This window comes from Paraliobacillus sp. PM-2, assembly GCF_001368815.1.
GTDB lineage: Bacteria > Bacillota > Bacilli > Bacillales > Amphibacillaceae > Paraliobacillus.
In genome coordinates, this window is the sequence record NZ_CTEI01000001.1 from 232701 (window position 1) to 250916 (window position 18216).

Below are 18216 nucleotides of genomic sequence, written 5' to 3' on the forward strand. Positions count from 1 at the left end.
ATTTTTATTCCTTGAGTTGCTATGATACAATTTTTATCAGTTATATGGTTCTAAGAAAACACGCAATCAGGAGGAGATTACGATCTCATTTGAAATGGCACCAAAAGGCGATACGTGTAGACTAGTAGCAACGGTAAAAGAAGAGGAAGACATTCAATTAACTGTACTTCATCAAGATAAAGGATTTCTTTACTTTCCATTGTCAAAGACAAATGAACAATCGAAAGATATAAAGGAATATATATCTAGTATTCAATCAAAAATTGAATCGGGTATTTATCAAATTGAATTAGTAGATATGAATAAAGAAGCAACTTACTGTTAAATGAAGTAAAAAATGAGGTCACTACACTTGGTAGCGACCTCATTTTTTATTTTGATATGGATGCTTCTATCTGACTAACAATTTGTTCACAAATCTGATGAGTGATCAGGGAATCACTTAGTGATGGTTGTGGCGTCTTGTTATGCTGGACACAATCAATAAAGTGATCAACCATTTGATAAAAACCACGCTTAGATAGGGTAGGTTCCCAATCTCCAAAGGTTTGTATATTTTTATCTCGATTATGATAATGTGTTGAAGTTACTAGACTATCAATCACATATTTATGTTGATCCGTTGTGTACTCTATTATTTCTTCCGTTACTCCACTATTTCTGTTCATGATTCCAATTGCGGTAGTTTCTTCTCCGATCAAGTGAAGAATTAAATGTTGAAGGTGTCCGTCTTTGTAAAGAAAATCAAATTTTATGTCTTTTACTTCTGTATTCATTAAAAAGCGCAGGGTATCCACGACATGAATAAAGTCTTCGACTACAAACTGCCTTGGAACTCCAGGTAAAGAAAAACGATTTTTTTGTATTAAGATAAGGTTAGGTTTTCCTTTTTCTTTTAAATCCCTTATCATAGGGGCAAATCTACGATTAAATCCAACCATTGCTATGGCACCATGTGCATTTGCTTTGTCAACAATCTGTTTTGTATCATGTAAGTGAAAAGATATCGGTTTATCAATGTAAGTATGAATACCATGATCTAACAACTTATCAGCAATTTCTACATGTGCCTTGGCTGCTACACTAACAAATGCTGCATCAATATTTTCATCAATTAACTCTTCTACTGTTTGAACATAGGTGGTGATTCGATATTTTTTAGCGAGTTTATGCAATGTATCTGGATCTCGCGTACAAAGTACTAATTCAACCCCTTCTTTCTCTGCCAACACTGGAAGATAAGCTTTCTTAGCAATATCACCTAAGCCAATTAATCCAATTTTCATTTTGCCACCTCGTTTCTATATTTTATCATTCTGTTTTAAGTATACTACGATAGGCATTTTCAAGCTAATCGTATGATTTATAATAATTTAAAAAACGAAACATAGAAAAATACTATGCTTCGTTTTTTTTCGGTCTATTTTGTAAGTAATAAGGCAAAACTGGGCTTTGTCCTGAAATAATATCTTCAACAATGATGCGGGCTAATAATTGACTATATACTGTTCCGTTATCTCCATAACCATATAAAAAGTAGCTGTGTGGCGCCTCTCCATATTGTCCGATAATAGGGAGGCCATCTCTCATTCCGCCATAATGAGCAGTTAAATAATAAGCTGGTTTAACAGGAATGGAAGGAAAAAGTTTGTTAAAACCTTGAATTAGTTTATCTTTTTTGTGTATGAGTTTGCTATCGCGGTCTTCTGGATAGATAGTATTATCATCTAAACCGCCAATAATGACTCGGTTATCTGCTGTAGTGCGAATATATAAATATGGACGAGCTGTTTCCCATATTAGCGTGCGGTTTGGCCAAGTAGAGAAATCATTGATAGGTTCTGTTGTTACGGTATACGTACTAACAAAAGAAGCTTGTTTTTCATTTTTTAATTCAACATTTTCGTATCCTGCACAATAAATAACTTTTTTTGCTTGAATTTTGTGCTTTGTATCTGTATAAATGGTAACACCGTCCTCATGATAGACATGACCAGTCATTTTTGTTTGTTCATAAACATGTACATTATGTTTAGTGGCAAACTCAATTAGACCATGGGTGAAGATAAATGGGTTAATTTCTGCATCATCTTTAAAGTAAATAGCTGCTTCTTTTGAAAATGGATAAAGTGATTCAATGTCTTCTCTTGTTAAGAACTCGACCGGAAACTTTGCATTCTTTAATAGTTGATATTCCTTCTTTAATTTCTCCACATCTTCATGATAACTGGCAAAGTATAACGAATCTCTTCTAGTGAAAGAACAGTCACGGTCAATCTGCACTGCAGCACTTTCAATGTCATCAATAGCTTGTCTACATAAAGCTAAATGCTTAGAAATATAGGATTCGCCAAAGGTGTTTTGTAAGTTGATAAACATTTTTTCTCCAGCATATTGAATAAGTGCTGTATTAGCACTTGTGCTACCACTACCTATGGTGTTTTTCTCAATTAATACTACGTTTAGATCTGTTTCTGCTAAATAATACGCACATTGCGCACCTGAACTTCCTCCACCTATGATTAGTACATCACAAGCAATATCATCGTTTAATTTAGAATAAGTAGGCGCGTTAGTTAGTGTAGTTGGCCAATAATAGGTACCAGATTGTATATTCACTATACAACCCCCTTTAAAAAATTTACTATACTTAGCGTGTCCATCTCCGCCGTATTTACACATCAAGCTTTACATTAAAGGTTGTAAGTATATCTACATCTGTCTTTCTTTAATATTTTTCCCTTTTTGTTCGTACATAAGAAATGTTCCAAATGTTTTTACTCTAAATAAAGGGTTAAATCGTGTTGTGTTGAATATAGTAGTAATGGCTGTTTTTTACTCACCTGTAATTAATGACCTGGGTTGAAATGTAAGAACTGCTACATGTTTCGTTGATCGAACAAAGGAGGAATGGAAGTTTATGTGGAAAAGGTTTATTCATTTGTTTTTGGCGGTAGTGGTTACTTGTACGTTTACGGTTAGTAAGGCGACTGTCATCCATGCGTTAGCGGATTTTAACACGGATGAGAAGTCGAGTCATCAATTGGTTCCGTTGCCGCAGCAGGTTGATTTTGAAAGTGGGACATTACAAATAAGTGATCGTGTGAATGTACAAGGAAAAGAACTTGCAGATGAAGATGCTTTAAGAATTTTAGAGCAATTTTTACAGAAAAATAATATTGCTATTAACGAGGAATTTGATAAAACCTCTACGACTTTAGCCTTGGGAGAGGAAGGTTCGCTTAATTCTAAAGTTCAGAATTTAGATGAAGAGCTAAAACTTCCAAGTGTTTCGAAACTTAAAGAAGAAGGGTACTTTTTAGCTGTTCAATCAGATGCTAACCAAATCAGTGAAGGTGGAACAATTGTATTAAAAGGTAAGGATGGAGATGGAACCTTCTACGCAGTAAAAACACTTATTCAATTAGCGGAAAAAAAGGATGGTTCACTAATTTTCAACAATGTACGGATTACCGATGAACCTTCTATGCGTATTCGCGGTATTATAGAGGGTTTTTATGGAAATCCATGGAGTCATGAGGACCGACTTGATCAAATAAAATTCTATGGCGATTATAAGATGAATACCTATATTTATGCACCTAAAGATGACCCATATCATCGTGAAAAGTGGCGTAGTCCATATCCTGAAAGCGAAATGGAACGTATGGAGGAATTAATTAAAACAGCAGATGAGAATAAAGTTGATTTTGTATTTGCTATTTCACCAGGTATTGATATTAGCTTTGATGGTCAAAAGGGTGAAGAAGATTTTCAAGCATTATTAGAAAAATGTGAATCTCTGTATGAAATGGGTGTACGTAGTTTCGCCATTCTTTTTGATGATATCAGCAATAGAGATGGAGTGAAGCAAGCAGAATTATTAAATCGTTTTAATGCAGAATTTGTTAAGACTAAAGAAGATGTGAAGCCACTTATGACTGTTCCTACCGAGTATGATACCCGTGCAATGGGAGTTATTGGTGACTTAAGTACATATACGGAGGATTTTTCAACAGCACTTGATAACGATATAAAAGTCATGTGGACAGGGCAAGCTGTTGTATCCGAAAATCTCCCGCTAAAGAACGTTGAATTTATGCGTTCCGTATATGGTGATCAAATAGGGGTTTGGTGGAATTATCCAGTGACAGATTATTTGAGATCAAAGCTTGCTTTGGGTCCAATTATTGATATTGATAAAAGGCTTGAGGGAAAACTTGATTTCTTTACAATGAATCCAATGGAGCACGCCAACCTTTCCAAAATAACATTAGCAACAGGTGCGGATTATTCTTGGAATATTAGTGAATACTCATCTGATCGGTCATGGAATCGTTCTATTGAGCTTCTTTTTGACGATCTAGCTTCAGAAATGAAGACATTTGCCAACCATTCTTCTCGAATGATTGGTTCCTGGAGTATTGGACGTGAAGATGCTGAGGATGTCCGTGATACAATGGATCAATTATGGTTAAATTTATCAAAGAGTAAGGATGCGACAGAGGAGATACAGGCGTTAAGAGAAGAATTTGCTGATATGATACATGCAGCTGATAATTTGAAAGCAAACTTACCGGAGGACATTTTAAATGAAAGCGCAGCAAATCTAGATAAGCTAAAATTGTTGGGTGAGAACGGTCAATTAGCTTTAGATATGGTGCTAGCTCAAATCAATGATGAAGATGATGCGTACGAAAGAATAAAGAATGAACTTGAAGGAAAGATTTCTAACTTGTCTAAAGGTGCACGCGTTTCTGAAGAAACAGTTTTAGCGTTTATTAAGGAGGCTGTTGCATTTAATCCATTACCGGTTGCATCGTTTGAAGTTTCCAAAACCTTTGTTGCTCCTGGTGAGGAAATTCAGTTTGAGAACACGAGCAATCTTGCTACAGTAGATTTAGAATGGACGTTTGAGGGTGCAAAGGTGGAGAAGAGTACAGAAAAGAATCCAACCGTCGTTTATGAAAACGAAGGTATTTACACAGTAAAGTTAGTTGGCAGAAATTCGCTTGGGAAGAGCGAAATAATGAAGGAAGGAATCGTCACTGTTAGCAATCTCGCAAAAAATGAAACGACCAATCTTGCACTGAATAAAGATACAGCTGCTTCAAGTTTTGTCAATGATAGGGAAGCACCACCATTTGCTGTAGATGGAAGCACACGTACAAAATGGTGTGCGGTTGGTCCTGCCCCACATACCTTAACAGTAGATTTAGGAAAAACAAACTTAGTAAGTGAAATTGTGATTAAGCATGCGGAAGAAGGTGGGGAGCCGGCAGGTTCAAATACCGCCGCATACCGTGTTGAGATTAGCGAAGATGGTGAAAATTTCAAAGAATTAGTAAAGGTGACCAACAATGAAGCAGGTATTACATCAAATCAAGTTCCTGCTACAAAAGGCCGTTATGTTCGTTTAATTGTTGATAAGCCAACACAAGGCGATGATAGTGCTGCGCGTATTTATGAGTTTGAAGTGTTGGGAGTTGAGGGTGATGTTAACTTACCTCCAAAATATGAAAAACCACAAGTTGATAAATCCAATTTAGATATGGTGGTAAATGATGCTGAGCTGAAACAAAAATCGGATTATACTTCTAAGAGTTGGGATGCATTTATGAAGGCATTAGATGAAGCAAAAGCAGTGCTACAAAGTAATTCAGCTTCTCAAGAAGAAGTCGATCAAGCACAGAGTAGTTTGAAACAAGCACAAGCTGGTTTAATGTACCGTGAAGAAGCTACGGAGGATGCTGAATCTGATGTTACAGATCAACCCCAAGAATCGCAACAAGGTCAAGAACTACCAGAAACAGCCGGAAACACATACAATATCCTACTATTAGGAATGCTATTACTTACAATCGGAGTACTAACCTTAAGACGCCGTATCAAACGGGAAGGGTAAGGGCGTTTTAACTAATTAAATTTACCAACGGGTTTAATCATACAAAGCCAAAGGGTTGCTGTGCATGCATAGCAACCCTTATCTTATAAGTCTTGGTTTTTAAATAATGACAATAATTCTTTTGGATGGTTCACTTCAAAATCTGGTGAGACGTCACAACTTGGTGCTTGTCTTTTTCGATGATTCATCCAGATGGCTTTCCAACCAGCTTGTTTTGCCCCTATAATGTCATGATCAAAAGAATCCCCGATGTAAATGGTGTTCGCTTTATCTAGAGATAATTGTTTTTCAAGATAAGAAAAGACTTGTTCACTTGGCTTTGCCATACCTAAAGCACCAGAAATAAACAAGTGCTCCTCTGGTATCCAATTATTTAATTGTAGCTGTTTGATTTTCATCATCTGATGTGCTTGTTCTCCATTCGTTAAGACAGCGAATTGTGTATGGTGCTTCAACTGTTCCATTAATTGCTGCATTTCATCGAATAACGTTATATTTTTTTGTTCGTGTAAATATACTTTTTGAAAATATAATGCTTCTTCACGATCAAGGGATATATCAAATATTTTTGCTGCTTCTGTTATGCGGTAAACTTGTAAATCTTCAATAGATACTTCACCTGTAGCGCTTTGATGAAATAACTCATCACTAAACTTTCGACTACTAATATAAAGCTGGTTCAGTTCATCCTCAGAAAAATTCCTATTAAAACAAGTGTGAACGGCTTTTTTAAATGGTCGTATTTGATCATACAATGTATCATCCACATCGAAAACAATGGTCCTCAAAACATTCATCTCCTAACATTATCAGCTATACTCTATTTATCATAACACGAATGTTACTGGGTTTTCCTAAGAATTCATTATTCAAATGACAAACAATCTACATAATTTTTAGAAAATTATAAGTTGAAAGTAAATAATAATATTGATAAAATAATCACAAAGATCAAAGGGAAGTACATAATGATGTTAGGTGTTTGGGGAGAGTGTGAAGGATTATAAAAAATTAAATCCTTCTCTTTTTATATTATAAAAATTAGATAGGTGTGGTTATATGAGTAGAGTGTATAATTTTTCAGCTGGTCCATCTATGTTGCCTTTACCAGTGTTGGAGAAGGCACAAAAGGAATTATTGAACTACCAAGGCTCTGGTATGTCCGTAATGGAACTTAGTCATCGATCATCATTTTTTACAGAAATTATTACAGAAGCAGAAAAATTGTTACGTGAATTAATGTCTATCCCAGATAACTATAAGGTGTTGTTCTTGCAAGGCGGTGCTTCACAACAATTTGCGATGCTTCCAATGAATTTGTTAATTAAAAATAAAAAAGCAGATTTTGTCCATACAGGTTCTTGGTCAAAAAAAGCAGTAGCAGAAGCCAAAAAATTTGGAGATATTCGAACGATTGCTTCATCAGAGGATAAAAATTTCACTTATATTCCTAACATATTACCAAATATGATTGATCCAGAAGCGGATTATCTGCATATCACAATGAATAATACGATTGAAGGTACAGTGTTCACAGAAATCCCTGATACCACAAATGTGCCAATAGTAACCGATATGTCTTCTAATATATTATCGGAAGAGATAGATGTATCAAAATTCGGCGTAATTTATGCTGGTGCACAAAAAAATATTGCACCAGCTGGTCTTACTGTTGTCATTATTCGAGAAGATTTAATTGGTAATGCACCAACTCATACACCTACTATGCTAAATTACGAAACACATAGTAACAGTGGTTCGCTGTATAATACACCACCAACGTTTGCAATCTACATGGCCAAGTTGGTGTTTGAGTGGATAAGAGATCTTGGCGGACTGAAGGTGATGGAAAAGATGAATCAAGAAAAAGCATCATTGCTTTATCAATGTATTGATGAATCAAAATTGTTCACATCCCCGGTTGCAAAAAAAGATCGATCTTTAATGAATGTACCATTTGTTAGCGTGAATGGAGACAAAGAATTAGAGGCTAAATTTATCAAAGCGGCACAAGCGGAAGGATTAGAAACATTAAAAGGTCATCGCTCTGTTGGGGGAATGCGTGCTAGTATTTATAATGCAATGCCAAAACAAGGGGTCGAAAAGCTGGTTGCATTTATTAATAAATTTGAAAAAGATCATGCTTAATCCTATGCCAGAGTGATTAATGAAACTGCTTCTTTAATAAGAGGCAGTTTTTTATCTATTTTTAGCGTCGTGTTCTGTTTTAATTATATATACAAAATTGTTAATACAGATGTTTAGAAGTTTGATATTATAGTTTTTTGCTGTTATATTATTTTTATATTTAAAATATAATAGGGGGAATGGGTGTGAAGAAAGTTGTTTATTTATTAGCGGTACTTTTGATTCTTTCAGCATGTGGTCAAAGTCAAGAATCAGAAAAAGACCATTCTGGGGAGAAATGGTCAGAAATTCAACAATCAGGGGAGATTGTAGTAGGTACGGCTGGAACATTATATCCGGCATCTTACTATCCAGAGGGGTCTGACCGTCTAACAGGTTACAATATAGAAGTGATCAGAGAATTAGCAAGTCGTTTAGGTCTGGACGTGAAATTTGAAATAATGGCGTTTGACGCGAAGTTGGCAGCATTACAATCCGGTCGGGTAGACGTTATTATGGCAGGACCTCGTGAAGAAAGTAAGGATAAATTCCTTTTTAGTGAGCCAATAAAATATTCCTATTCTACAATGATTGTACGATCAGAAGACCATTCTGGAATTGAATCATTAGAAGATTTAAAGGGAAAAAAAGCTGGTGGAGCAGCAACCACTGTTTATAGCGATATTGCTCGTAAATATGGAGCAGAGGTTGTCACTTATGGGAATGCAACCAATGATGTTTATCTGCGAGATGTAGATAATGGACGTACTGATGTTGTGATCAATGATTATTATTTACAATCGCTTGCATTAAAAGCATTTCCGGAAATGGATATTAAATTGCATCCCGATTTAAGGTTTCACCCACAAACAGTTAGTATTGTAACTGAACGAGGTGCAAACGTATTAACCCAAAAGATCAATGGTGTACTTGAAGAAATGAAGGAAGATGAAACATTAACAGAGATATCGCAACAGTTCTTTGGTGGACAGGATGTTTCGCAAAAATTAGAGGAAGATATAAAAGAAATAGAAGGGATACAATAGTATCCTATAAAATAAGTTATGAGAAGGTGTAACCCCCATTAGAAGGTAGGGGGTTATGCTTTTTTTTATATGGTGTTAGTATTGAATTAGTATTTTATCTTCATTTGTGTTTTGTTAGACATTGTTTACTATAGCTTAATTACTTATCAATAGAATAATACTACATCTTCTTTAAAGAAATGGAAGTGCTTGCCTTGTTTTTTCAACCAGATTCCAATTATTCCATTGCAATAGAAGGTCATTATAATTGGCTGCTTGTTTTATTGTCTTTACTAATTGCTTGGTTTAGTTCGTATGTAGCTATATCATCAAATCAACGTCTAAAAAAGAATAGTTTTTTTCATAAAAATATATGGTTACTTTTTTCTTCTATAGCAATGGGGATTGGTATATGGGCAATGCATTTCATCGGCATGAGTGCATATCAACTCCCAATACCAATACAATATAATCATTACATCACTATACTATCTATCTTACCGGCAATAGGTGCAGCTTTTTTAGCATTTCGTCTCATTAATCGTCCAATTCGCTCCTTGAACATGAACATTATTTCTAGTGTTAGCATGGGTATAGGAATAATAATTATGCACTCTTTAGGCATGCATTCTATGATTTCAGATGCACAAACTGTTTATCGATTTGACATGTTTATCATAGCTTGTATTATTGCTGTAGCTATATCATTTTTATCACTATTTTCCATATCAATGTTTGATAAACAAATGGGAAACAAAGGATTGAAATTCTTTATTTCGCTTTTACTTGCTGCTGCTATTTCTATCATGCATTATGTGGCAATGCTTGGTACCACCTTTTATATCCCTAAAAATTATTTGACTACCCAAAGTGATATTAAACAATTCAATACAATATTATTAATAGCAATGGTTGCCACTAGTGTTAGTATATTGTTGTTATTGTTGATGGCTTCTATTTTTTTGGATCGTTATATTGATCATCGAGTAAGATTTTTTGATACACAAACAAGACTTCCTAACGGTCGATATTACGAAAAGGAAATTCAGAAAAATGCAAATAATCTAGTCCTTGCAGTTTGGCAGATTAATAGCTTAGATGAAATTAATCATGCATATAGTTATGATGACGGTGATAAGTTGGTAGATTATATTGCGAACACGCTTAAATCTGTTCGTTTGCTAAATACTACCTTGTATCGTATGAAGGGGAATCAGTTTGCGTTTTTAATGCATCGAACAGATCGAATTACACATTTAGAACAAGTGATGCAAGAAATTGCAAAGGTTTGGGACGATCCGATTTTTCTTGAAGAAAAGCCAATTCATTTGGAAACATCCTGTGCCATTACTTATAGTGAAAATAACAATGCAAAAGATTTGTATAGTGATGCGTTGACTGTTTTCAGTCATCCATCTACACGTTTTCAACAGGATGTAGTTTTGTATGATCCTACTATTCATCGTTTTTCATTTGATCAAAAAATTCTTACAGGTCTAGATCAGGCTATGGAAAAGAATGAACTATTCCTAGTTTATCAACCTAAAATATGCTCCAATTCTAGTGAGGTAATAGGATTTGAAGCATTAATACGTTGGAAACATCCAGAGTATGGTCATCTAAGTCCAGGAACGTTTATACCAATTATTGAAAGAACAGATCGTATATTTGACTTGACGGATTGGGTGATTAATACTGCATGTCAGCAATTAAAAAAATGGCGACAACAGAAGCATATAGAGTGGACAATTGCAATAAATATTCCTGGTGACTATGTTAGTTCACCCAGACTAGTAGATACGCTGCAACACATGTATAAACAGTACCAAATCGAATCAGTATATATAGAATTAGAACTAACAGAAACCAGTTTTGTTCAATCCATTGAAGAAGCAAAACGTTCCATTACTACCTTTCGAACTTTAGGATATTCTGTAGCACTTGATGATTTTGGTACAGGCCTATCCTCGCTATCCTATTTAAAAAAGATGGAAATTTCGACTTTGAAAGTGGACAAGTCTTTTGTTGATCATGTCCCAGAATCCTTAAAGGATGCATCAATATTAAAAGCAATGATAGATTTAGGACAATCATTAGGATTGCAAGTCGTTATTGAAGGAATAGAAACAAAAGAACAAGTGGATTATTTACAGAAAGTGGCGGATTCCTTGTTATTTCAAGGATACTACTTTGCTAAACCAATGAAGCCAACGGAAGTGATAACGTGGGTAAAAAAGCATTATCTCGAATAAAGAGATAATGCTTTCTAATGTTGGTCTTTTATTTCATTTTTATAGCAATTTTCCCTTTCGCATGATGGGTTGCACTTAGATCATGTGCTTCTTTAATACCGGCAGCTGAAAAGGGAAACGTATGACCTACCTGAGGTTTGATAATTCCTTTAGATAGTAAGTCGGCTAACTCGTCTAATTGTTTTCCACTAGGTTCTAACCAATAACTATAAGCCTCTACCTGATACTGCTTTGCTAACTCCTTATTTGGTTGTCCGGCAATTGTAACGATTCGTCCACCAGGCTTCAACACCTTCATGCCTCGGTCAAGTATTTCTCCACCCATTGTATCAAAGACAACATCAAAATCATCTATTTTATTTTCAAAGTTTTCTGTACGATAGTTAATGAATTGATCGGCGCCTAATTCCTTTACATAATTTTCATTTGCTTCACTTGCGGTTGTTGCTACATAAGCACCTATATGTTTAGCAATTTGGATAGCTAAGCTTCCAACTCCTCCGGCACCAGCCTGTATGAGCACTTTTTCCCCTGCTTTCAGTTTGGCAACATCAATTAGACTTTGCCATGCAGTTAATCCTGCTAATGGAATAGAGGTAGCTTCTTCAAATGTTAGGTTGGTTGGTTTCTTTGCCAGTAATGCTTCATCAACAAGGGTATATTCAGCATATGTCCCACGATTAGTGGTTGCTGGTCGGGCGAATACTTCATCCCCCACTTGGTAATCTGTTACACCATTCCCTTTTGCAACAATTTTTCCAGCTACATCCCAGCCTAAGGTGATTGGAAACTCAAATGGGATCATGTCTTTTAAATATCCCTCACGAACCTTCCAATCAATAGGATTAATGGAAGTTGCATACACCTCGACTAATACTTGGTTCTCTTCAGGTGCCAGTTTACTTATTTCCATTTCTTCCAATACATCACTATTTCCGTACTGTTGAATTACTACTGCTTTCATCATAAAACCCCTTTCTAACCATCTAATATTTCCAATTATAGGGTATTAATGGCAAATGTGCAAAAGTCCTGCTTGTGTTAGCGTACCCACTGATTATTGTATTAAAATTCTTAATTTTAGCAATAATTGTTTTTATCTTTTAAAAAATTATAGAATGTGATATATTTTGACAACGTATATTACTATTCATCAAATTGTGAGAAAATTCATGTTTTAATTAAAGGAGTAGATGGACTTGTCAAAGAAAAAGAAAGGACTTTTCCAACGAAGTCTAGATAGGATTGAAACCGTTGGAAATAAACTACCTCATCCTGTCACATTGTTTGCTTTGCTTGCATTACTTGTTCTAGTAGTATCTGCAATCGTGTCAGCAACAGGTGTTTCGGTTGAACACCCAGGAAAACCAGGGGAAATGATTACTGTAAAAAATCTGTTGAGTGGGGATGGAATTGCTTATATTTTCACTAGTATGGTAGATAACTTTATTAATTTTGCTCCACTAGGTGTAGTGTTAGCTACGATGCTTGGTATTGGTTTGGCAGAACGTTCTGGACTCATTAGTGCATGTTTACGTGGATTCGTATTAGCCATTCCTAAAAGTTTAATTACAGCAGGTCTTGTATTTGCAGGTATTATGTCTAGTGTTGCTACTGATGCGGGTTATGTTGTTTTGCCACCTTTAGGCGCTGTTATTTTTGCAGCATTAGGTCGTCATCCACTTGCAGGTTTAGCTGCCGCATTCGCCGGAGTTTCAGCTGGTTTTAGTGCGAATTTATTACTATCTTCACTTGAACCATTATTAGGTAACATGACCATTGATGCAGCTGCTATTGTCAATCCCGATTATGCAGCAGGCATGAATATTGCGATGAACTATTATTTTATTATTGTATCGGTCTTCTTACTTACTATTGTTGGAGCGTTTGTTACAGAAAAGTTAGTTGAACCTAGATTAGGTAATTATAAAGGTGAATTTTCAGAAGATTTAACCGGTTTAAGTAAGATAGAGAAGAAAGGTTTAACTTATGCTGGTTTAAGTTTATTGGTAACGTTAATCGCTGCTTCCTTCTTAATCGTGCCAGAGGGTGCACCACTAAGAGGAGAAAATGGTGCTATTATTCAATCACCGTTTATGCATTCATTGGTTGTTATTATTATCTTTGCCTTTTTTATTCCTGGATTAGTTTATGGTAAGGTAACAAAAAGCATTATAAATGATAAAGATATCGCGAATAAGTTGTCAGATACAATGGCATCAATGGGAATGTTCATTGTTCTATCATTTACAGCCGGGCAATTTGTTGCTTACTTTAATGAATCCAATTTAGGTTTGGTAATTGGCGTTTATGGTGCCGAATTCTTAGATAGTATTTCATTAGAAGGTATCCCACTAATTCTTTTATTTATTTTAATCGCTGGATTTATCAATGTTTTTATTGGAAGTGCAACAGCAAAATGGGCAATGATGGCACCTGTATTTGTGCCAATTATGATGGAAATGGGTTATTCACCCGAATTAACTCAGATGGCTTATCGTATCGCTGATTCGTCTACAAATATCATTTCACCATTAATGACTTATTTTGCAGTGGTTATTGCTTTTGCTCAAAAATATGATAAAAAAATGGGGATTGGGACATTAATTTCTACCATGTTCCCATATACGATCTTCTTCTTAATTGCATGGACGTTGATGTTGGTCGTTTGGATGTTGTTTGGAATTGATTTGGGACCAGGTTCTCCAATTCATTATCCAGGGTAATTGTAACAAAAGTTAATTATTGATGATGCTCTAATTAACATAACAGATCTCATGAAGGAAAGTAAAAAATTTCTTTTATGGGGTCTGTTTTTTATTATTTTTTTTGTGCCAATGGCCAAATGATCAGTAATAGAGTGTGGGGTGGACAAAGTTATATCTATCAAGCATTTAGGAATACAATCTGTTAATGGAAAAATAATTAATAATTTATTTTTATGCATCATATACTCAGTAAGGACGAAAGGGGGATTTTACGGAATGAAACAAATCTTATTAATAAATGGTCACCAGTGGTATCCCAATAGTCAAGGACGGCTCAATCAGACCATATTTGAAACAATACGTAAACAATTAGAACAAAGCTACCATGTGACAACGACAATCGTTGATCAAGGATATGATGTAGAAGAGGAAAGGCAAAAATATCTATCTGCTGATATAATTATTTACCAAACACCAATCTATTGGTTTAGCTTGCCTGGAAAGTTTAAAAGTTATTTTGATCAGGTACTTAAGCGGGGTGTTCTTTATACAAAAGGAGAACGGTATGGAAGAGGCGGTCTGCTAACAGGAAAGAAATATATGATTTCAACGACGTGGAGTGCACCGTTAGAAGAGTTTGGATCTAAAGATGGATTTTTTAGAGGAAGAGAAGTGGATGATGTCCTTTTTCCAATTCATTGTACACATGCTTTCATGGATATGGAGCAACTAGAAACCTTCTCTGTGCATAATATTTTTAAAGATTTGCAAGTCGAGAAATATGTTGAGGATGTTCAAAAGCATTTGCAACATGTACTAGAAAATGAATAATAAAATAAAAAGGTAATCACATCAACTAGTGATTACCTTTTTTGATGTGTATAAGATAGTGTTATTTTGTTTTAAATTTATGTGTGTGGATGTACTTTATGATAAAATAATGTACATGTAAATGTATTTTATAAAAGGAAGGTTAGTTCATGTCGGAAGAAAACATAACACGAATAGAACAAGATGGAAAAGAATTTATACTTATTGGAACAGCACACGTGTCAAAAACAAGTGCAGAACAAGTGAAAACAGTCATTGAAAATGAACAACCAGATGCAGTATGTATTGAGTTAGATAAGCAACGTTATCAGTCTATTGTGGAAGGCAATCGGTGGAAAGACATGGACATTTTTAAAGTGATTAAAGAGAAGAAAGCTTCACTTTTATTGATGAACCTTGCCATTTCGTCTTTTCAGAAACGTATGGCTAAGCAATTTGGTATCGAAGCAGGACAAGAAATGATTCAAGGTATCAACTCTGCTAAAGAAAATAATGCACACTTAGTTTTAGCTGATAGAAATATTCAAATTACATTTGCGAGGATTTGGGGCGGAGTCGGTTTCAAAGGAAAAATGATGTTGTTGGGCCAGGTTTTTGCGGGTATTTTTACAAAAGAAACAATCACAGAAGAGGATTTAGAGAAAATGAAAAGTCAGGATTCCATTCAATCGATATTGAATGAATTTACGGAGTCTTTCCCGCGATTAAAAAAGCCTTTAATCGATGAACGAGATCAATACTTAGCCCAAAAGATCAAACAAGCTCCAGGAGAAAAAATTGTTGCCGTACTAGGTGCAGCACATGTACCTGGTATTACGAAAGAAATTAAAAAAGATCATGATTTAAAAGCCTTAACAAAAGTACCACCAAAATCGAAAGTGCCTAAAATAATTGGTTGGTCGATACCGATTTTAATTATTGCACTCATTGGATTTACTTTTCTAAATAACCCTGCTGCTGGATGGCAACAAATGTTAAGTTGGTTATTGTGGAATGGTACCTTCTCTGCATTAGGGGTAGCGATTGGACTAGGTCACCCATTAGCCATTCTTACAGCATTTGTGGCTGCTCCAATTACATCGTTGAATCCATTAATTGCGGCCGGCTGGTTTGCTGGGTTTGTACAAGCTTTTGTCAAGCGACCACATGTTTCTGACTTTGAACGTTTATCAGAAGATGTATTTAGTGTAAAAGGTTTCTGGAAAAACAAGGCAACTCGTGTGCTGTTAATCGTTGTATTGGCTAATCTGGGAAGTACCTTAGGAACCATTATAGCAGGAACAGATGTTTTACGATTATTTATAAACAATATTTAAAACACAAAATCTCCACATCCAAATGGTGTGGAGATTTTTTATTAGGGAATGTATCGTTCTTTATTTATTTCTGACGTAAATTGTTTTATAGCAGCAGTGTCCAAATGATGGCGGCTTTCCTTGATTCCTACAATTTTTTTAACTATTAAACGTTCTAGTGTATGAAGTTTGGAAAAGTCGTATATATAGCCAGGAAGCAAAAAAGACGTAGCGTGTTTGCGAAGCTTTTCTGAATAAGCTGCTTGCATCTCTCTTTTTACAACATTTTTATCTGGGTGCCCCGCGCATAAAAATAATCCAATAGGTTTCGTCAGTAATTGCTCTAGATGTGCATCGATAAACTGTTTCATCTCTTTTTGTACTTTCCCCACATAGATGGATGCACCTAAAATAATCATATTTGCCTCAGAAAGATCGATCTCATTTTGTTCCTTTAAGTTAATTAAAATTGTTTTACCAGTTAATTGTTTGGCCAAATCGTTTGCAACGTATTTTGTAGTGCCGTGCTTTGTCGTATATAAAATATAGGTTGTCATTTAACACACGCCTCCTTATCACCTTTTATGTGTCTAAAAAGAAGATATAGAATAAAGATAATCATCAGGTTTAAGATGGGAAATAAAATAATATTAGCTAGTTGAAGTTGAACACCCTCCAACACTTGCATGATCACCATGGCAGTTACTGCGGAGGACAATGTAAAGCATTTTATTAAGATCACTGTTCCAATTAGATACCCAAGTGGTCGTTTGCGAATAAATAAAATACCGCTTAAAATGCCGATTGGTATAATAAATCCAAGATCTAATGCTTGAATAGGTAGAGTGGTGTAATGTTGTAAAGAGGTTGGAGAAATTCCTTCGATTAATGGCGGGACTATCATCCCCATCCACAGAAACAAAATGATTACACAGAAGCCAATGATAAAACCACCTATCAATCTAGTGGGCATTGCTTTATCACAAATCTGTGCTAATTCTCTCGGTTTTATAGACATAAAGGATAAAGTAAAAGCAAAAAAAGAAGTGGACATTAGTAATACATAAAGGATAAAGAAACCATTATATTGTGCTAGAAAAGTATAGGATGTGTACGTGTATAGAAAATATCCCAATGTTCCGGTTAATAAAAGTCTACCTTTAAAGGAATTTTTTTTAATTAATAAAAGAGAAACGAGTAATAATGGAATGCCAAATAGTAGCGTAATAAAATCCTGTGCAATCGCTTGTGAAGCAATAGAAACAGAATCATATTGATACAAGCCAGCACCTAAAAGTTCCACCGTTTCTCCTCTGAATGTTTTAATTGTATAGCTATTCGTAGAATCAAAGGTAATGATTCCATAGATAGAGACAAATGCCGCAATCATACTAATTAATATTGTAAGCCGTGAAATAGTTTTTTGAACGTTCATTTAGTCCTCTCCTTTCATTAGTTGATCATACAATAAACTATGTTGAACAAAAGTAATATGCTGATCAATGAAATAATCTATCCATTCCGCTGAAATAATTGTTTCCGTTATCATTCGAATAATTAATCCAAATGTACTAGTCCAAATGGTTTGAGCTTTCATTTGAATCATTTGTTTATCTGTTTTGCCTTCATATAGTGATTCAATTTGGTTAAAAAGTAATTGTAGTGCTGGACGATTGTCGAATGTTGAAACAGATAAAACAGACGTATGCTTTAAGATTTCTGGTTTATCTTGAAGCATCACGTATTTATATACTTCTTTGTTTTTGAGTGCTTCTTTTATATAACTTCGGAGACAATTGCTAAGGTTAACAAGTGGTTTGTTATTTGGGTCGTGCGCTTTAAATAATGTATCAACAATTTTTTTATATTCTTTCTCCATTACAGAGTTAATAATATCCTCTTTATTACTAAAGTAGTGATAAATCATTGCTGGTGAATATTCCATTTTATCTGTAAGCTTCCGAATCGATAGCTTATCAATACCTTCTTTAATCATTATATCCTTTGCGGTTTTTAAGATCAGTGCGTATGTTTCCTTCTTTCTTCGTTCGATTCGGTCTTTAGATCCCATAA

The 18216-nt window shown here is 35.0% G+C and carries 15 protein-coding genes; 8 read left to right on the forward strand and 7 right to left on the reverse strand.

Annotation, left to right across the window (positions count from 1 at the left end; genetic code table 11):
• Positions 1-94 precede the first annotated feature (94 nt).
• Positions 95-325: a hypothetical protein gene (locus BN1058_RS01020; protein ID WP_090851579.1), complete on the forward strand. Its 231-nt coding sequence runs from the start codon at positions 95-97 to the stop codon at positions 323-325.
• Between the two features lie 46 nt (positions 326-371).
• Here the strand turns inward: BN1058_RS01020 and BN1058_RS01025 are convergent, their stop codons facing one another.
• A complete protein-coding gene (locus BN1058_RS01025; protein WP_090851582.1) occupies positions 372-1286 on the reverse strand; it encodes a Gfo/Idh/MocA family protein in 915 nt (304 codons plus the stop codon).
• Between the two features lie 112 nt (positions 1287-1398).
• On the reverse strand, positions 1399-2619 hold the full coding sequence (locus BN1058_RS01030) for an NAD(P)/FAD-dependent oxidoreductase (RefSeq protein ID WP_090851585.1): 1221 nt from the start codon (positions 2617-2619) through the stop codon (positions 1399-1401).
• Between the two features lie 301 nt (positions 2620-2920).
• On the opposite strand from BN1058_RS01030, the gene BN1058_RS01035 reads away from it, so the two are divergent.
• A complete protein-coding gene (locus tag BN1058_RS01035) occupies positions 2921-5905 on the forward strand; it encodes a beta-N-acetylglucosaminidase domain-containing protein (RefSeq protein ID WP_090851588.1) in 2985 nt (994 codons plus the stop codon).
• A gap of 83 nt (positions 5906-5988) precedes the next feature.
• Here BN1058_RS01035 and BN1058_RS01040 read toward each other — a convergent pair whose 3' ends face one another.
• Positions 5989-6702: an HAD family hydrolase gene (locus BN1058_RS01040; protein WP_255306936.1), complete on the reverse strand. Its 714-nt coding sequence runs from the start codon at positions 6700-6702 to the stop codon at positions 5989-5991.
• A 262-nt stretch (positions 6703-6964) separates the two neighbouring features.
• Here BN1058_RS01040 and serC point away from each other — a divergent pair, with 262 nt between their 5' ends.
• The 3 genes from serC (at position 6965) to BN1058_RS01055 (ending at position 11309) form a co-directional block, all read left to right on the forward strand.
• Positions 6965-8053 (forward strand): 3-phosphoserine/phosphohydroxythreonine transaminase, encoded by a 1089-nt coding sequence (serC, locus tag BN1058_RS01045; protein WP_090851594.1) that lies wholly within the window; start codon positions 6965-6967, stop codon positions 8051-8053.
• A 179-nt stretch (positions 8054-8232) separates the two neighbouring features.
• Complete coding sequence (locus BN1058_RS01050; protein ID WP_090851597.1) at positions 8233-9078, forward strand: transporter substrate-binding domain-containing protein; 846 nt, start codon at positions 8233-8235, stop codon at positions 9076-9078.
• A 194-nt stretch (positions 9079-9272) separates the two neighbouring features.
• Positions 9273-11309: a bifunctional diguanylate cyclase/phosphodiesterase gene (locus BN1058_RS01055; protein WP_176694408.1), complete on the forward strand. Its 2037-nt coding sequence runs from the start codon at positions 9273-9275 to the stop codon at positions 11307-11309.
• Positions 11310-11337: 28 nt separating this feature from the next.
• Here BN1058_RS01055 and BN1058_RS01060 read toward each other — a convergent pair whose 3' ends face one another.
• Positions 11338-12273: an NADP-dependent oxidoreductase gene (locus BN1058_RS01060; protein WP_090851603.1), complete on the reverse strand. Its 936-nt coding sequence runs from the start codon at positions 12271-12273 to the stop codon at positions 11338-11340.
• A 235-nt stretch (positions 12274-12508) separates the two neighbouring features.
• On the opposite strand from BN1058_RS01060, the gene BN1058_RS01065 reads away from it, so the two are divergent.
• From BN1058_RS01065 to BN1058_RS01075, 3 genes are all read left to right on the forward strand, one after another.
• Positions 12509-14035 carry an AbgT family transporter gene (locus BN1058_RS01065; protein ID WP_090851606.1) on the forward strand — a complete coding sequence of 509 codons (1527 nt, stop codon included), beginning with the start codon at positions 12509-12511 and terminating at the stop codon, positions 14033-14035.
• 258 nt (positions 14036-14293) lie between these two features.
• Positions 14294-14848: an NAD(P)H-dependent oxidoreductase gene (locus tag BN1058_RS01070; protein ID WP_090851609.1), complete on the forward strand. Its 555-nt coding sequence runs from the start codon at positions 14294-14296 to the stop codon at positions 14846-14848.
• A 149-nt stretch (positions 14849-14997) separates the two neighbouring features.
• Positions 14998-16164 (forward strand): TraB/GumN family protein, encoded by a 1167-nt coding sequence (locus BN1058_RS01075; RefSeq protein WP_090851612.1) that lies wholly within the window; start codon positions 14998-15000, stop codon positions 16162-16164.
• 41 nt (positions 16165-16205) lie between these two features.
• On the opposite strand, the gene BN1058_RS01080 is transcribed toward BN1058_RS01075, so the two are convergent.
• Genes BN1058_RS01080 through BN1058_RS01090 form a run of 3 tightly spaced genes read right to left on the reverse strand, consistent with a single transcriptional unit; the run spans position 16206 to position 18214 of the window.
• A complete protein-coding gene (locus tag BN1058_RS01080) occupies positions 16206-16700 on the reverse strand; it encodes a flavodoxin domain-containing protein (RefSeq protein ID WP_090851615.1) in 495 nt (164 codons plus the stop codon).
• The gene (locus BN1058_RS01085) at positions 16697-17578 is read right to left on the reverse strand and encodes a hypothetical protein (RefSeq protein WP_090851618.1); all 882 of its coding nucleotides are present in this window, start codon (positions 17576-17578) and stop codon (positions 16697-16699) included. The genes BN1058_RS01080 and BN1058_RS01085 overlap by 4 nt, the downstream gene beginning before the upstream one ends.
• Complete coding sequence (locus BN1058_RS01090) at positions 17579-18214, reverse strand: TetR/AcrR family transcriptional regulator (RefSeq protein ID WP_090851621.1); 636 nt, start codon at positions 18212-18214, stop codon at positions 17579-17581.
• Positions 18215-18216: the final 2 nt, after the last annotated feature.

Bases quoted from the DNA above. Each gene is read 5' to 3' on its own strand.
- BN1058_RS01020 (WP_090851579.1), top strand. From the start codon at position 95: ATGGCACCAAAAGGCGATACGTGTAGACTAGTAGCAACGGTAAAAGAA.
- BN1058_RS01040 (WP_255306936.1), bottom strand. From the start codon at position 6,702: ATGAATGTTTTGAGGACCATTGTTTTCGATGTGGATGATACATTGTAT.
- BN1058_RS01035 (WP_090851588.1), top strand. From the start codon at position 2,921: ATGTGGAAAAGGTTTATTCATTTGTTTTTGGCGGTAGTGGTTACTTGT.
- BN1058_RS01090 (WP_090851621.1), bottom strand. From the start codon at position 18,214: ATGGGATCTAAAGACCGAATCGAACGAAGAAAGAAGGAAACATACGCA.
- BN1058_RS01085 (WP_090851618.1), bottom strand. From the start codon at position 17,578: ATGAACGTTCAAAAAACTATTTCACGGCTTACAATATTAATTAGTATG.
- BN1058_RS01050 (WP_090851597.1), top strand. From the start codon at position 8,233: ATGGGTGTGAAGAAAGTTGTTTATTTATTAGCGGTACTTTTGATTCTT.
- BN1058_RS01080 (WP_090851615.1), bottom strand. From the start codon at position 16,700: ATGACAACCTATATTTTATATACGACAAAGCACGGCACTACAAAATAC.
- BN1058_RS01075 (WP_090851612.1), top strand. From the start codon at position 14,998: ATGTCGGAAGAAAACATAACACGAATAGAACAAGATGGAAAAGAATTT.
- serC (WP_090851594.1), top strand. From the start codon at position 6,965: ATGAGTAGAGTGTATAATTTTTCAGCTGGTCCATCTATGTTGCCTTTA.
- BN1058_RS01060 (WP_090851603.1), bottom strand. From the start codon at position 12,273: ATGAAAGCAGTAGTAATTCAACAGTACGGAAATAGTGATGTATTGGAA.
- BN1058_RS01070 (WP_090851609.1), top strand. From the start codon at position 14,294: ATGAAACAAATCTTATTAATAAATGGTCACCAGTGGTATCCCAATAGT.
- BN1058_RS01025 (WP_090851582.1), bottom strand. From the start codon at position 1,286: ATGAAAATTGGATTAATTGGCTTAGGTGATATTGCTAAGAAAGCTTAT.